The organism is Desulfothermus sp. (assembly GCF_053993635.1).
In genome coordinates this window covers 15,011-29,863 of record NZ_JBMYBT010000063.1, presented here as the reverse complement: position 1 = coordinate 29,863, position 14,853 = coordinate 15,011, and the positions used below count along the sequence as shown (strand labels likewise).

At 33.6% G+C, this 14,853-nt stretch carries 16 protein-coding genes; 11 read left to right on the top strand and 5 right to left on the bottom strand.

The features are described from left to right. On the bottom strand, window positions 1-205 hold a 205-nt coding region (locus ACY2V1_RS04575), incomplete at its 3' end, for a tRNA (adenosine(37)-N6)-threonylcarbamoyltransferase complex ATPase subunit type 1 TsaE (protein WP_461833619.1). A 535-nt stretch (window positions 206-740) separates the two neighbouring features. On the opposite strand from ACY2V1_RS04575, the gene asnS reads away from it, so the two are divergent. From asnS to ACY2V1_RS04560, 3 genes are all read left to right on the top strand, one after another. Continuing rightward, a complete protein-coding gene (asnS, locus tag ACY2V1_RS04570) occupies window positions 741-2,090 on the top strand; it encodes an asparagine--tRNA ligase (RefSeq protein ID WP_461833618.1) in 1,350 nt (449 codons plus the stop codon). Between the two features lie 22 nt (window positions 2,091-2,112). After that, window positions 2,113-5,013: an insulinase family protein gene (locus tag ACY2V1_RS04565; protein ID WP_461833617.1), complete on the top strand. Its 2,901-nt coding sequence runs from the start codon at window positions 2,113-2,115 to the stop codon at window positions 5,011-5,013. 94 nt (window positions 5,014-5,107) lie between these two features. Continuing rightward, on the top strand, window positions 5,108-5,557 hold the full coding sequence (locus ACY2V1_RS04560; RefSeq protein WP_461833616.1) for an Hsp20/alpha crystallin family protein: 450 nt from the start codon (window positions 5,108-5,110) through the stop codon (window positions 5,555-5,557). 38 nt (window positions 5,558-5,595) lie between these two features. Here ACY2V1_RS04560 and hypB read toward each other — a convergent pair whose 3' ends face one another. From hypB to ACY2V1_RS04545, 3 genes are read right to left on the bottom strand one after another with little or no spacing between them, the layout of a single operon-like run. Then, window positions 5,596-6,258 (bottom strand): hydrogenase nickel incorporation protein HypB, encoded by a 663-nt coding sequence (gene hypB / locus ACY2V1_RS04555; RefSeq protein WP_461833615.1) that lies wholly within the window; start codon window positions 6,256-6,258, stop codon window positions 5,596-5,598. Window positions 6,259-6,271: 13 nt separating this feature from the next. After that, window positions 6,272-6,637, bottom strand: coding sequence for a hydrogenase maturation nickel metallochaperone HypA/HybF (locus ACY2V1_RS04550; RefSeq protein ID WP_461833614.1), 366 nt, complete (start codon window positions 6,635-6,637; stop codon window positions 6,272-6,274). Window positions 6,638-6,676: 39 nt separating this feature from the next. Then, window positions 6,677-7,876 (bottom strand): aminopeptidase, encoded by a 1,200-nt coding sequence (locus ACY2V1_RS04545; protein WP_461833613.1) that lies wholly within the window; start codon window positions 7,874-7,876, stop codon window positions 6,677-6,679. A 465-nt stretch (window positions 7,877-8,341) separates the two neighbouring features. On the opposite strand from ACY2V1_RS04545, the gene tatC reads away from it, so the two are divergent. The 5 genes from tatC to ACY2V1_RS04520 are packed head-to-tail and all read left to right on the top strand — an operon-like array spanning window position 8,342 to window position 11,720. Continuing rightward, entirely contained in the window at window positions 8,342-9,145 is an 804-nt protein-coding gene (gene tatC / locus ACY2V1_RS04540) for a twin-arginine translocase subunit TatC (protein WP_461833620.1), read from the top strand. After that, window positions 9,105-9,692: an imidazoleglycerol-phosphate dehydratase HisB gene (hisB, locus tag ACY2V1_RS04535; RefSeq protein WP_461833612.1), complete on the top strand. Its 588-nt coding sequence runs from the start codon at window positions 9,105-9,107 to the stop codon at window positions 9,690-9,692. The genes tatC and hisB overlap by 41 nt, the downstream gene beginning before the upstream one ends. Beyond that, window positions 9,689-10,321: a hypothetical protein gene (locus ACY2V1_RS04530; RefSeq protein WP_461833611.1), complete on the top strand. Its 633-nt coding sequence runs from the start codon at window positions 9,689-9,691 to the stop codon at window positions 10,319-10,321. Before hisB ends, ACY2V1_RS04530 begins: the two co-directional genes overlap by 4 nt. Further along, window positions 10,318-11,049, top strand: coding sequence for a 1-(5-phosphoribosyl)-5-[(5-phosphoribosylamino)methylideneamino]imidazole-4-carboxamide isomerase (gene hisA / locus ACY2V1_RS04525; protein WP_461833610.1), 732 nt, complete (start codon window positions 10,318-10,320; stop codon window positions 11,047-11,049). The genes ACY2V1_RS04530 and hisA overlap by 4 nt, the downstream gene beginning before the upstream one ends. A 38-nt stretch (window positions 11,050-11,087) precedes the next feature. Continuing rightward, entirely contained in the window at window positions 11,088-11,720 is a 633-nt protein-coding gene (locus tag ACY2V1_RS04520; protein WP_461833609.1) for a hypothetical protein, read from the top strand. A 46-nt stretch (window positions 11,721-11,766) separates the two neighbouring features. Here the strand turns inward: ACY2V1_RS04520 and ACY2V1_RS04515 are convergent, their stop codons facing one another. Continuing rightward, window positions 11,767-12,642 (bottom strand): DMT family transporter, encoded by an 876-nt coding sequence (locus ACY2V1_RS04515; protein ID WP_461833608.1) that lies wholly within the window; start codon window positions 12,640-12,642, stop codon window positions 11,767-11,769. 57 nt (window positions 12,643-12,699) lie between these two features. Here ACY2V1_RS04515 and ACY2V1_RS04510 point away from each other — a divergent pair, with 57 nt between their 5' ends. The 3 genes from ACY2V1_RS04510 to ACY2V1_RS04500 are packed head-to-tail and all read left to right on the top strand — an operon-like array spanning window position 12,700 to window position 14,841. Continuing rightward, the gene (locus ACY2V1_RS04510) at window positions 12,700-13,257 is read left to right on the top strand and encodes an arylesterase (RefSeq protein ID WP_461833607.1); all 558 of its coding nucleotides are present in this window, start codon (window positions 12,700-12,702) and stop codon (window positions 13,255-13,257) included. 15 nt (window positions 13,258-13,272) lie between these two features. Beyond that, on the top strand, window positions 13,273-14,283 hold the full coding sequence (locus ACY2V1_RS04505) for a DUF933 domain-containing protein (RefSeq protein ID WP_461833606.1): 1,011 nt from the start codon (window positions 13,273-13,275) through the stop codon (window positions 14,281-14,283). A gap of 15 nt (window positions 14,284-14,298) precedes the next feature. Then, the gene (locus ACY2V1_RS04500; protein ID WP_461833605.1) at window positions 14,299-14,841 is read left to right on the top strand and encodes a nitroreductase family protein; all 543 of its coding nucleotides are present in this window, start codon (window positions 14,299-14,301) and stop codon (window positions 14,839-14,841) included. The last annotated feature ends 12 nt before the right edge of the window (window positions 14,842-14,853 follow it).

The following is a 14,853-nucleotide window of genomic DNA, read 5'->3' as shown; positions in this document are numbered from 1 at the left end:
TAAAACTGGGGCTACTTACTTCTGCTTGCTCTGAGCCTGGCAACATTTCAACAAAGAACCTGACAAATGTTGTTTTCCCTGTTCCCAGCTCTCCTTGTAAAAGATATTTTCCGTGACCAATTGTCAGGCTTTTTTTTGCCAATAAGTGTGCAATTTGCCTTAATTTTTTAATATCTGTTATTTCAATTTCTTTTGTTATATACATTCTTTTATTCCATACCCAGTCTAAGGATTATTTTTTTCTTGGTTCAGCGTGAAATGGAATTTTCCCCGATAAAAATTAGCTAGTTTTAATTTACAAAAAGGCCTATAAAAGCATAGATGTCCCTGTAACACACATCCTATATAATCTTTTTGTATAATCATTACAAGGAATTATTTAAACCTTGATACAATTTTTCCCTAAAGCTTCAATATCGTCCTCTTTCCCATACTTTACGAAAAATAAATACCAAAATACACCACTACACCAATACACCAATACACTAATATACCAATATACCAATTTACTCGTATTACTTACTCTATAAATCCTAGCTTCACAAACTCAAAGAAAATTGCTATTATAGAAGTATCAAAAGCCAAGTTTTAAGCTAATTTAATTTACGCTTGACTATTCTAAGACAACTTGTAAATTTCAGATGGTGCTGGAATTTCAAAGATGATTTTAACAAAAAAAGATACTAGCTGATATAGTTAACTTTGTGATAAACAAAAATACAAAAAATATGGATACAAAAATGTTGATAAAAGAGATAATTGATTTGGATAAAGAAAAAAAGGATGTTGTTGTACAGGGATGGGTTAGGACAAGGAGGGATTCCAAGGGTTTTTCCTTTATTGAATTAAATGATGGATCGTGCCTTAAAAATCTGCAGGTTGTTATTGACCACTCAATAATATCTGCTGCCCATCTAAAAAAAATAACTACAGGAAGTTCAATAAAAGTAAAAGGGGATATTGTTGAGTCGCCAGGTAAGGGACAAAAATGGGAACTTATGGGAAGAGAGGTTTTTATCTTAGGTGAAGCTGATCCCAATAAGTATCCTTTGCAGAAAAAAAGACATTCAGATGAATTTTTGCGTCAGATTGCCCACTTGAGGGTTAGGACTAATAAATATGGAGCAATTAATAGAATTAGATCAACAGTTTCGTACATCATCCATAATTTTTTACAAGAACGAGATTTCTTTTACATCCACACACCTATTATTACATCTTCAGACTGTGAAGGGGCAGGGGATCTGTTTCAGGTAATAAAAAAGGGCGAGAAAAAAGACAGTTTTTTTAAAAAAGATGCCTATTTGACTGTTTCTGGACAACTTACAGCAGAGGCCATATGCCTTGGACTTGGTCGGGTCTATACCTTTGGGCCTACTTTTAGGGCAGAAGACTCAAATACCCCAAGACATGCAGCTGAATTTTGGATGGTTGAACCTGAAATGGCATTTTTTGATTTAAATGATGACATGGATTTAGCAGAAGAATTGATAAAATATGTGGTTAAGACCACTCTTAATCAACGAGCTGAGGATATTGAACTCTTTTCTAAATTTTTAGACAAAGGACTTTTTTCTAGGCTTGAGAAATTAATAAATGAACCCTTTGTGAGAATAGAATACACAGAGGCCATAAATATTTTAGAGAAGGCTGAAAAGAAAATGGGATTTCAATTTAAGCCCAAATGGGGAGAAGACCTACAAACAGAACATGAGAGATATCTTACTGAAAAATATTTTAATGGCCCTGTTGTTGTGTACAATTATCCAAAGGAGATAAAGCCATTTTATATGAGATTAAATGATGACGGAAAAACAGTTGCTGCAATGGATATCTTACTTCCCAAGATTGGAGAAGTTGTTGGGGGAAGTCAAAGGGAAGAGAGGTTTGATGTACTTGTTAAAAACATGGAAAGACTTGAGATGAAAATACAAGACTATGAGTGGTATTTAGATTTAAGGCGTTATGGAACAGTTAAACACTCGGGATTTGGACTTGGATTTGACAGGCTCATTATGTTTTTAACTGGAGTGTCAAACATTCGTGATGTAATTCCATTTCCCAGGACACCAGGTACATTAAATTTTTAACTTAAATTATTGGAGAAAACAAATGGTAAAAGATAAATTCCAACTGATTTGGAAACGGGAGATAAAAGAATTAAATTCAATTGCAAGTTTTTATAGATATAAGAAAAATGGAGCTGAAATATTATCCATCCAAAATGATGATGAAAATAAAGTATTTGGAATTACTTTTAGAACTCCACCAAAAGATTCTACAGGTGTTGCGCATATTTTAGAACATTCTGTTCTTTGTGGCTCCAAAAAATATCCAGTTAAAGAACCCTTTGTTGAATTACTTAAAGGTTCTATGCAGACTTTTTTAAATGCCCTGACCTTTCCAGATAAGACTTGTTATCCTGTTGCTTCTCAAAATGAAAAGGATTTTTATAATTTGATAGACGTGTATTTAGATGCTGTATTTAATCCCCTTCTTACAAAAGAAATCTTTATGCAAGAAGGATGGCACATAGAAGTAGAAGGAAATGATCTAAATAATGCCAAAATAGTGGGAGTTGTTTACAATGAAATGAAAGGTGCATATTCATCTCCTGATTCCATGTTAATGGAATACTCCCAGCAAACACTTTTCCCCTTAACTTGCTATGGTTTTGATTCAGGAGGGCATCCAGATGAGATTATAAATCTAACTTATGAGGATTTTGTTAAATTTCACAGGACATATTATCATCCATCAAATTCCAGGATATTTTTTTGGGGAAACGACCCTGAACAAAAAAGGCTTGAAATAATAGATGAGTATTTAAGAGATTTTGATGAAATAAAGGTATCTTCAACTATTCCACTGCAAAATAGATTTACCCGACCCAAAGAATGCGAATTTTATTATCCAGCCGCAGAAAACTCAAAGCCGTTTATTACTTTTAACTGGCTACTAGATGAAACATCACTCTTATACATTAATTTTGGATTGCAGATACTTGAATATCTACTCATCAATATGGATTCATCAGTACTTAAGAAAAATTTAATTGAGTCTGGACTGGGTGAAGGACTCTGTGGAGTTGGGTTGGAGCAAGATCTAAGACAAATGTATTTTTCTACTGGACTTAAAAGTGTCATGGAGGAAAATTTTCAAAAGGTCTGGGAAATAATTAATAATTCCTTAGAAGATATATATAAAAATAATTTTGACAAAAAATTAGTAGATGCTGCCATAAATAGTTTTGAGTTTGACTTAAGGGAGCTAAATACTGGAAATTATCCAAGGGGACTTGTTGTAATGTTCAGGGCGCTCACCACCTGGCTCTATGATGAAGATCCCTTGCTTACCCTTTGTTTTGAAAAACCCTTAAATTTAATAAAGCAAAATATTGCTGAAGGTGAAAGGATATTTGAAGAACTTGTAGCAAAATATTTTTTAAACAACACACACAGAACAACTGTAAAATTAATTCCAAAAGAAGAACTGGCCAAAGAACTTGTAATACAAGAACAAAAAAGAGTTGAAAAAGTTTTATCTAATGTAAAGGACAAAAAAGTTATATATAAGGATTTAGAAAAATTTAAAGAATATCAGAAAAAACAAGATAAAGAGGAAGATATTAAGAAAATCCCGCACATAAAATTAAAAGATATAGATAGAGAAGAAAAAGAAGTGCCTACCACTATATCAAATAGAGAATATGGGGATGTATTATACCACGATATTGAGACTAATAATATTTTGTATTTTGATATAGGTTTTGATTTAAAATCAGTACCACAGAAATATTTGGGATATGTAAACTTAATTGGCCGTGCTCTAACTGAGATGGGAACTACAAAACACGATTATGTGTCTTTAGATAAGATTATTCAGGCTAAAACTGGTGGCATACACCATGAGACCTTTATATCAAAGGATGTAGCTGGAAAAAATGTCGCATATTTAATTATTAGATCTAAAACACTTAAAGATAATATCCCTGATCTTTTTGAGATATTAACAGAGATATTTCAACATCCGTCACTAAACAATAAGGATAGATTCTTGCAAATTCTAATGCAGGAAAAGGCAAAACTGGAAAGTATGCTTATTCCTGCAGGTCACATGGTTGTATCCACAAGGCTGGCAGCAAAGCTTGATTTAACTGGTTGGATAAATGAACAAATTGGCGGAGTTAGCTATTTACTCTTCTTAAGATATTTAATTCAGAGGACCCAAAATAATTTTGAGGATGTATTAAAGGACTTACACGAAACATTTGATTGCTTGTATAAAGCATCTTCTATTATTTTTAATTTAACAGGTAATAGTGAAATTTTAACAAAGGCAGATTCACATGTTAGTGCGTTTGGGAGAGAACTCTATAGCACGAAAAGATATATACACAAAATGATTTATCAAAATATTGAAGGTAACGAGGCAATGGTGGTTCCGGCCCAAGTCAATTATGTTGGCAAAGGGGTTAATCTTAAAGAGACTGGCTATGAATTTAAAGGCTCTCATCTAGTTGTTACAAGATATTTGAGAAATACGTATATATGGAATAAAATTAGAGTAGAGGGCGGAGCTTATGGAGGATTTATAAGTCTAGATAGATTTTCAAAAATACTTAGTTTTATATCCTACAGGGATCCAAATTGTTTAAATACATTACAGGTGTATGATAACACAGCCAATTATTTAAATAAATTAGATATTGAAGATACAGAGATTGAAAAGGCAATAATTGGTACAATATCTGTCATTGACGCTTACAAATTGCCAGATGCAAAGGGACTTCAAGCAATGACAAGGTATATTGTTGGGGACGACCAGAAGATAAGACAAAAAATAAGAGATGAGGTCTTGTCCTGTACAAAGGAGGATTTTAAATCCTTTGCAGAGTATGTGGCCTGTCTAAAGGATAGGGGAGTAATTGTAATATTAGGTGATGAGAATAAAATCAAAGAGGCCGTGGATAATGGCATAACTATTCAAAATATTTGGAATATTATGGAATAAAATTTTTTAACAAACCCCTTGACACCTATACATTGCTTTTTATTTTCTATTATAGAAAAAGCAAGAAAAATTATAAAAAAGGAGGTGATGGGATATGTTAGGACTAAGGTTTCTACCAGCACTGAGAAAAGATAGTGATGTAACAAAGAGTGAATCTATATTTGATCTTGTTGAGAGTTTATGGAGAGACCCCTTTAATTTCTCTCTGTTTAGAGAAGTAACATATCCCGCTATAAATATAAGTGAAAATGAAAAAGAAATTAAAGTAAAGGCAGAACTTCCAGGTCTTGAGCCAAAAGACGTAGAACTCACAATTCAAAACAACACCTTGATCTTAAAGGGAGAAAAGAAATTAGAAGAAGAGGAGAAAAAAGACAATTTCCACAGGATTGAATGTAGTTATGGTTCCTTCTATAGGTCAATACCCTTGCCAACTGAAATTGATGAGTCCAAGGTATCTGCGAAATTTAAAAATGGTATATTAGAAATAAGATTACCTAAAAAAGAAGAGGCAAGGGGTAAAAAGATTCCAATTGAGTCATAAAAATTGAATAAAAAAGGGGAGGCTTATGCCTCCCTTTTTTATTTTCCCTGTTTTTTTTCAAGCACCCTATTTTTTAGCCAAGTTAGCCACTCATCAAAGCCTTGTCCAGTTTTTGCAGAGACCATGAATATCTCAATATCTTTATTGAGAGTCTTTACAACTCTTTTTACCTTTTCAACGTCAAAGTCAAGATAAGGAAGAAGATCAATTTTATTTAAAAGTAACACCTTTGCTTCTGAGAAAAGTAATGGATATTTTTCTGGCTTATCATCCCCTTCAGGGATACTTAAGAGTGCGATTTTAAAATCCTCACCAACTTTAAACTCAGCAGGGCACACTAAGTTGCCCACATTTTCAACAAAGAGTATGTCTAATCCACCTAAATCCATCTTTTGAGTCGCTGCATAGATCATATTGCTATCCAAATGGCACGCACCTTCTGTATTTATCTGTACTGTCTGTACCCCAGTTTGAGCAATCCTTTCAGCATCTGCCGTGGTCTGGATATCGCCCTCAATAACTCCCATATTAAATTGATCTTTTAGAGCAGAGAGGGTCCTTACCAGGAGGGTGGTTTTACCTGCTCCAGGTGAACTAATTAAATTGAGTACAAGGGTATTGTTTTTGTCAAATCTTTCTCTAAGCTCAGTTGCTCTTTCTTCATTTTTTTCTAAAATTTTTCTGATTACTGGAATTTTCATCTTGATACTCCTTTTATTCTGCTTCAATGTATTCAATTAAAAGCTCTTTTCCAGAGACTATTTCGTGTCCAATATCTGTACCACAATTGGGACATGGCGCCTGGATAATGGATCCCATATACTCCTGATCTTCTGGTAAAAATTCCTGGGAGCATTTTGGACATTTAAGTTTTATTGGGATAGTTTCTATCTCCAACATTGCACCAGGCCACGGAGTGTCCTGCAACAGCATGTCAAAACAAACCTGAAGTGCTTCTGGTACTATTGCATTTAGTTTACCTGCTCTAATCTTCACCTTTAACAAGACCTTCATCTTGTTTTTCGTCATCTCCTGTTTAACAACATCCATAATTCCCTGTGCAATGGACATCTCGTGCATTTAATTTTTAACTCCTTATCATAATATTTGCAGCAAGTATTATAAAATAAATATTCCATCTTGGTAAATAACCCTTTTACCTCCGCCTTTTAAGTGGGCAGTTACCTTTTTTTGTTCAGTATTTACAAGGTCCCAATGGAGGGCAGAGTCATTAAATCCGAGCTGTTCTTTCAACTCTTTTGTTAATTTATCTCCCCCTAAAAGATATGTATCAGCATATGATGCTCCAAGGGCTATATGACAATTTCCATGTTCACCTCCAAAATTTTCATCATATAAGGTGTGCGCCATGAATTTGTCAATCCTTGAAAACCTCTTATCAGTTAAAGAAAACTCACCAATTTTACATGCATTCTCATCTACATGGATCTGTTTTTCTACAAAAACTTCTCCTTCTTCAGCTGATAGCTTTACCACCCTTCCTTCCTTAAATTCCAGCTTGAGTCCTTTTATGATGTTTCCAGACCTAAAGGAAGGTTGGTCCATATAAAAAATCCCTTTTGTGCCCCGCCAGTCAGGTGATGTAAAGATCTCAAAGCTTGGGATATTGTGACCAGATACCCCTATCCACTGTCTATCTTGTCCAACAGTTACATATAAATCACAATTTTCTGATTCTAAATGTAAGGTTTCTATTTGAAGGGAATTTAAAAATTTCTTTATTTGTTTTGCATTTTCAAAAATTTCTTGCCACTTTTTCTCTGGCTCCTCATAATCTAAATAACAAGCCTTGATGATCTGGTCAGTATATTCTTTTATACTAAGCCCTGCATTTTTAGCCAGTTCTTCTGTTGGCATAAGACATAGGGTCCAGGAAAACAACCCCTTATTTTCCCTTTCATCTAAAATATCTCTTAAAATTTTTCTGGAAATTAAAGACCTGCCAATTTTTGCTGGATCAACATTTTTTAAATGGGTGAGTGACTCAGGCGCCAAGATTGAGATAAGACCGTTTAAATTACTAAAAAGTTCCTTTTCCCCTGGAGGTATAAAGGATATTTGATCCTCATCACCAATTAAATAAAATGAATACTCCATTGCAGGGGAAAGGGTTATCCTTTGAACAGGATACATCTTTCTTTTCAAAATCTCAGTAAATACTTCAGTGGCAAGATCCCTTCCTGGAAGGTCGTATCTCACCAAAATTATGTCTTCTTTTGAGAATTTATCTAGCCTTGCAGTCTCAAGTCCCCAAAAAAGAACCCTTGCGTATCTTTTAAGTAGATTTTTATCCAACATCTAAAAAAACCCCTTTTAAAATTTTTTGTGAACCATTTACGGAATTGATGTTATAGAGAGGTCAGAGGATTTGCAAGGGAAAATAATGAAGAAAAAAAACAGATCTTGAGGGTTAATATTACTTATGGATAAATATAACAAAGATTATGTAACATACCAGATGACCTGAAGTTGTTAAACTAACCAGTTTAGGTTATTATCCCCTTCCATTTTAAATCAAAAGAAAATTCCCACCTAAAAAAGGGTTTACAAGATTTTTAAAATATTAAAGAATAACTTTTCACAAACTCTTCATTTTTTACTTATAACTGATTAAATAGTAGGAAAAGACATAAAACAAGGAGATGATGTTAGATGAATGAAAAGGAAAACCTACCCAAAAATGAAGTAGAATTGGCTGAAAATACACCCAGGTTGCCTGATTTAGAAGACCTTAAAGATTCTAGCGAAGATGAGATGGCTGAGATGGGCCTCCTTGACCACTTAGAGGAACTTAGACGGAGACTGGTTAAGGCTGTTATTGCTATTTTTCTGGGAATGCTTGCATGCGTGCCTGTATCAAAACAAATATTTAATTATATAATGCTTCCTCTTTTTAGATCGCTTCCAAAAAATTCTACAATGATTTACACATCTCCCCATGAAGCCTTTTTTGTATATTTAAAAATGGCATTTATATCTGGTATTTTTCTGACCCTTCCCTATAGTTTTTATCAAATATGGCTCTTTGTAAAACCAGGTCTATATCCAGAAGAAAGGAAATTTATTTTACCTATTTCTCTATGTTCTGCTTTTTTGTTTATAATAGGTGCGCTTTTTGGATATTTTGTTATTTTTCCATATGCTTATAAATTTTTTATGAGTTTTGCAGATATTTATATAAGCCCTATGATTAGTATGAAAGAGGGGTTGTCTTTTGCAATTAGAATTTTAATTGCCTTTGGTCTTGTCTTTGAACTTCCTCTCGTGATATTCTTTCTAGCAAGATTAGGATTAGTTACATCAAAATTCCTTAGAAAATATAGAAAATATGCAATCTTAATAGCATTTATTATTGCTGCCATACTTACACCACCTGACGCAGTTACCCAGGTACTTATGGCTGGTCCATTGGTGCTACTCTATGAAGTTGGTATCTGGATTGCCCATATTTTTGGTAGAAAAGAGAAAACAAAAGAAAATACTGATGAAAATAAAGACATTGAACTTCAAAAAGCAGGAGAAGTAAATGAAGAAAATAGAGTACAAGAGACAGACAAAGGAGACTAATATCCAGATAGAATTTCTTTTAAATGGTAATGGGAAATCTAAAATAGATACATCACTAGGCTATCTTGACCATTTTCTTACTTTATTTTGTTTTTGGGGAAATTTTGATTTACAGGTTATAGCCAGTGGTGATATCCAAGTAGATGCACATCATCTAGTTGAAGATATAGGGCTCTGTCTTGGAGATGTGTTTAAGAAATCCTTAGCTGGTAAAAAAGGTATTAACAGGATGTCATGGGTGAGGGTGCCCATGGATGAGGCCCTGGTTGAAGTTGTGGTGGACTTATCAGGAAGGCCATATTTTGTATTAAATAATGATGAGATATTGCCCCAGGTAATTTTTGGTCAGGAAAGGGATATCTGGAGGGAATTTTTTAAGTCATTTGCAAATAAGGCCCAGATAAATCTTCATATAAATTTTATTTATGGTAAAAACGGCCACCACTTAATAGAGGCAGCTTTCAAAGGTTTTGGTATTGCCTTGAGAAAAGCAACACAAATTGTATTTGAGGAAAAAACAATGAGCACAAAAGGGCTTTTAGAGTGAAAAAAAATTTAATAATAATATTAGTGATTTTTTTTGCAGGGTGTGCAGGGGTAAGTAAAAAGGAAACTAAAAATATTATCAAAGGGAAAATAGCCATAGCACCATTTGAGCACCCAACTTTGTCCCATGATGTGTTATCTGGATATATAGTCAAAGATTCTGGTAAGATAGACAGAGACGTACTGAAAAAATTAACAAATATCCTTTTGTCCAGGGTATCTGCTAGACAAGGAATTGAGATAATTGGACCTAATTTTGTTAATCAATGTAAGGAATTAGTTGTTTTAAAAGAAAATAAAACATATTTAAATCCAGTTGAAAAATGGATTGAAATAGGGAAATGTATTCCCTCAGATTATTTAATTGTTCCCCAACTATTTATATTCAAGCCCAGGGTAGGGGGCAAGTGGGGAGCATATGAGCCAGCAAAAGTGATGTTGTCTCTAAATCTAATAGATATAACACAGGGTAGATTAATACGTTCTTACTTATATAATGAGAAACAAAAACCCCTTTCTGAAGATATCCTGGAAATAAATAAATTTATAAAAAGGGGTGGCAAGTGGGTTAGTGCCTATGAACTTGCAGAGGAGGGTATAATTCAAGGCATTAAGGAGCTTGGACTATGATATTATTTCCTGCTATTGATATAAAAAATGGAGAATGTGTAAGACTTAGACAGGGAAAATACAATGATGTAACTGTATTTTCAAAAGATCCTGTTGAAATGGCCAAACATTGGGCAAATAAGGGAGCCAAATATTTACATATTGTGGATTTAGATGGAGCCTTTGAAGGGGTTCCAAAAAATTATAATCTAATTGAAAAAATATGTAATTCTATAGATATCCCTGTACAACTTGGTGGGGGCATTCGCAACTTTGAAGTAGCCAGAAGGTATTTTGATGCTGGTGTCACTAGACTAATAATTGGAACTATGTTTTTCGAAGAGCCATCAATTTTTAAGTCCCTTTGTGATAAATATAAAGGTAAAATAGGCGTATCTCTTGATGCTGAAAAGGGTAAGCTAAAATCCAGGGGATGGGTTGAGGACACAGGGCTTACAATTGACAGCGTTGTTTTAGATGCAGAAAATATGGGTGCTGGTTTTATTGTTTATACAGATATTTCAAAGGATGGTATGCAAACAGGGATTAATCCTGAACCTGTAAAAAGGTTTTTATCTCTTACCAAACTTCCTGTTATCTACGCTGGTGGAGTCAGAGACATAAACGATGTAAAGAGACTTTATCCCCTTAAAGAATACGGCCTTCAAGGTATTATTACAGGAAGGGCAATTTATGAAGAAACCCTAGACTTTGAAGAAGCTATCATGTGGTTAGAAGCACAAAATTAGAGTAATTTGCAAAGCAAGATAAGGAAGGGGGTTTAAGCATGCAGTATGTAGCTCTTGAAAAAAAGGTGGATAGGCTGGAAGAGGCCCTAATGGAGCTCGTATATCAGTCTAGAAAAACAGAAATGGAGATTGAAAAGCTTTCTAAAGAGATGAAAGAATTCAAAAATGAAATGAGAGAATTTAAAGATGAGATGAAAGAATTTAAGAACGAAAGTGAAAGGATCCATAAGGAGATGAATAAGAGATGGGGTGAGTTGGCAAACAAATTGGGTACATTGGCGGAAGATATAGTTGCACCAGGGATTCCACAACTTATTAAAAGAACTTATAATCTCGATGTAACAGAAATTTCTGTAAGAAGGAAAAGAAAGTTAAATGGAAAAATAAGAGAATATGATGTTATATGTGTAGCAGACAATTATCTCTTTTTGGTTGATGTAAAATCTACCTATAGAAGACATCATTTTGAAGAATTTGAGTCAGCTATTTCTGATTTTCTAACATTTTTTCCAGAATATAGAAATCTAAAAGTGATTCCTGTTGTTGCGTCACTAAATCTCACAGAAGAAATAATAAACATTGCCACTTCGAAAAACTGGCTTGCTCTACAATTGTTGGGAGATTATTTGGAATTTGTAAATAAAGACAAAGTAAAGATTTTAGATACATAAACAATTGATGAAATAGCTCAGTCTATAAATTGGGAGGAGATAGTTATTAAAAATCCGTTAGTAGTATAAGCGAGATAATAGTTAAAAAGATTCCATATAAGGATTTTTTGGTAATTTTGTCTTTAAATATAATGGCAGACATTATAATACCTATTACAAAATGCATTCCATTAATAGTTACAACAATGGAAAGGGGACCAGTTTCTAAAGCCATAAGATAACAATAAAAACCAAGAATATTAAGTATTCCCATTAAAATTCCAATAATAATTGTTGCAAATTTAAAATAATGTTTTTTAGATAGCAAATTTTCTTTTGGATCTAATAGCTTTAACCCAATTGTTAAAAAGAATGTGGACATTACATATGATATAAAAATAAATACAAACTTATTTATATAATTAGCTGCGTATTTGCATGAAATAGACGAAATAGCACCACATACCATAGCAAATGATGCCCAGATAAATCCTATTTTATTTTCCTTTTTCTTATAAGAATCATTTTTAAATTCGGAACTAATTAGAAACAGGGCTATGATTGAGATAAAAATTCCAATAAGTTGAATAGATGTAAGTCTTTCCATTAATATAAAACAAGAATATAAAACTACTATTAATATGTTTAATCGAATAAAAGGATATACTAACGAGGGTGAAGAAAATTTAAGGGCCTGGATATGGCTTATTGTAGCAATTGAAAATGTGATACTATTTAAAAAACTTAAAAAGAGTGTATAGCTATTTAGAGAAATTTTAGTGTTGGTTACAAATATATAGATAAAACTGATACAGCTTACAGAAAACATGAAAATAAGAGTTGTAGCAAGGGAATTACAATTGTATTTTGCAGCAACATTATAAAAAAAACGCTGAATACCTATTATAAAAAAAGCTAAAAGTGCATAAATATACCAATGCATAAACTTCTTTTAAAATAAAAATAATAAAAGTTCAATTATTAGTTTTTGGGGTATTGTATGATAAAGATCCTTGCCTTTGGCAACAGCTTAACAGAAGGCTATGGTTTAAGGCGTGATAGGTCATTTGCAAGCAGGCTTGAGATGCGGCTAAATAACCAGGGGTACAATGTAGAAGTAATTAATGCTGGTGTATCTGGTGATACCACCTTTGGAGGTCTTAGAAGAATTGACTTTTATTTAAAGGAATTGCCAGATATTGTGGTTTTGGAGTTAGGCATAAATGATGGGTTTTTGGAATATCCAATTGAAGATATTTATTTGAATCTTGATAAAATTATAGAAAAGGCAAAAGGAATTGGTGCAAAGATACTGCTCATTGGTACAAGGATTCCAGTGGGACTTTTTGATATAGACAAAGAATATTGCAAGAAATTTGAAAAAATTTATATAGACCTTGCAAAAAAACATAACATACCCTTAGTCCACGATTTTTTAGGTGGCATAATAGGTAATCATTCTTTGACATTACAAGATATGGTCCATCCCAATGAGCAAGGGGTGGAAATAATGGTAGAAAAAGTAATCCCTGAGATTATAAAATTACTAAAAAATTAGAGTTAGGAGATTAAAATGAAAACAGGTATTTTTGGTTTTGCTGGCTCAGGTAAAACAGAGTTATTTCTTGCACTTGCAGGAGCTCAGGCAGCAAATTTGAACAGGGCAATGGTCAAGGTAATAGACCCGAGATTGCAACCTCTTGCAGAAATATTCAAACCAAAGAAAGTTACTTATTCTGAAATTGAATATTGGGAAATCACTGGTGCAGGGGCCAAGAGCCTTGGAAACAAGGTGTTAAATGACATAAGAAGTATGGATTGTCTTTTGCCAGTAATTGATTGCTTTTCAGGTCTAAATGACCCTAAAAAGCAGGAAGAGAATATTGAAGGGGATCTGATAATATCCGACCTTGCAGTTGTGGAAAAAAGGCTTGATAGGATCGCTGTTGACAAAAGAAAAGACAAAAATTTAGTAAATCCAAAAGAAGAAGAGTTGCTTGTTCTGGCAAAGGAGCTTTTGGAAAAAGAAATTCCCTTAAGAACTAATGAACAAATAAGATTAGCTCCAGAACTTAAAGGATTTCAATTTTTGTCTGCCAAACCAATTTTGTATGTGTACAATGTATTAGAATCTGATATGGGGAAATATGAGTTTGAAAACAATGGAGATGAGCCACAGAAGAAAAAAATAGAGGTGTGTGCAAAATTAGAGAGAGAGCTTAGAGAAATAGAAGACGAAGAAGAAAGGGAAGAGTTTTTAAAGGACATGGGGCTTAAAGAGTCTGCCCTTGATAAAATAATCCATGCAACATATGAACTCTTAGGGCTCATTACTTTTTTGACTGCAGGTGAAAAAGAAGTAAGGGCCTGGACAATCAAAAAAGGATGTAATGCAAAAGAAGCAGCTGGAGCCATTCATTCTGATATAGAAAAGGGATTTATCAGAGCAGAAGTTTTGTCATGGGCTGACTTTGAGAAATACAGGGATTTTAAAAAAGCAAAAGAAGTTGGCGTGTTGCGTTTAGAAGGTAAAGAATATACTGTCAAGGATGGGGATATTATAACATTTAGATTTAATGTATAAAAAGGAGGGGTATCTATGACAGAGTTTATGGAAATTATCAAAACCAGAAGAAGTATAAGAAAATTTGAAGATAAGAATGTAGAGCAGGAGAAGATTGAGAAGCTCCTTGAGTCAGTTAAGTGGGCTCAATCGTGGGCAAATACTCAATGTTGGGAAGTGATTGTTGTAAAAGATATGGATGTCAAGAAAAAACTTCAGGAAACAGTGCCAAATAATAATCCAGCATACCTTGCTATAGTTAAAGCACCAGTAGTTTTTGTTATGGTGGCAAAATTACAACAGGCAGGTTACTATAAAGGAAAAGTCACTACAAAATTTGGTGATTGGTTTATGTTTGATATTGGGATAGCCACCCAGAATCTGTGTTTAACTGGAAAATCTCTGGGACTTGGGGGCGTAGTTATTGGACTTTTTGATCAAGACAAGGCAAAAAAAGTATTAGGCGTGCCAGATGGATATGAAGTTGTTGTCATGGTCCCCATGGGATATCCTGCCCAGGATCCAAAGCCTCCAAAGAGAAAGGAGATCTCAGAATTTGTTCACTATGAAAAATTTTAAACAAAAAAGGGA

Coding starts and splice junctions, on each gene's coding strand:
- asnS (WP_461833618.1), top strand. CDS start 741: ATGTTGATAAAAGAGATAATTGATTTGGATAAAGAAAAAAAGGATGTT.
- ACY2V1_RS04565 (WP_461833617.1), top strand. CDS start 2,113: ATGGTAAAAGATAAATTCCAACTGATTTGGAAACGGGAGATAAAAGAA.
- ACY2V1_RS04560 (WP_461833616.1), top strand. CDS start 5,108: ATGTTAGGACTAAGGTTTCTACCAGCACTGAGAAAAGATAGTGATGTA.
- hypB (WP_461833615.1), bottom strand. CDS start 6,258: ATGAAAATTCCAGTAATCAGAAAAATTTTAGAAAAAAATGAAGAAAGA.
- ACY2V1_RS04550 (WP_461833614.1), bottom strand. CDS start 6,637: ATGCACGAGATGTCCATTGCACAGGGAATTATGGATGTTGTTAAACAG.
- ACY2V1_RS04545 (WP_461833613.1), bottom strand. CDS start 7,876: ATGTTGGATAAAAATCTACTTAAAAGATACGCAAGGGTTCTTTTTTGG.
- tatC (WP_461833620.1), top strand. CDS start 8,342: ATGGGCCTCCTTGACCACTTAGAGGAACTTAGACGGAGACTGGTTAAG.
- hisB (WP_461833612.1), top strand. CDS start 9,105: ATGAAGAAAATAGAGTACAAGAGACAGACAAAGGAGACTAATATCCAG.
- hisA (WP_461833610.1), top strand. CDS start 10,318: ATGATATTATTTCCTGCTATTGATATAAAAAATGGAGAATGTGTAAGA.
- ACY2V1_RS04520 (WP_461833609.1), top strand. CDS start 11,088: ATGCAGTATGTAGCTCTTGAAAAAAAGGTGGATAGGCTGGAAGAGGCC.
- ACY2V1_RS04515 (WP_461833608.1), bottom strand. CDS start 12,642: ATGCATTGGTATATTTATGCACTTTTAGCTTTTTTTATAATAGGTATT.
- ACY2V1_RS04510 (WP_461833607.1), top strand. CDS start 12,700: ATGATAAAGATCCTTGCCTTTGGCAACAGCTTAACAGAAGGCTATGGT.
- ACY2V1_RS04505 (WP_461833606.1), top strand. CDS start 13,273: ATGAAAACAGGTATTTTTGGTTTTGCTGGCTCAGGTAAAACAGAGTTA.
- ACY2V1_RS04500 (WP_461833605.1), top strand. CDS start 14,299: ATGACAGAGTTTATGGAAATTATCAAAACCAGAAGAAGTATAAGAAAA.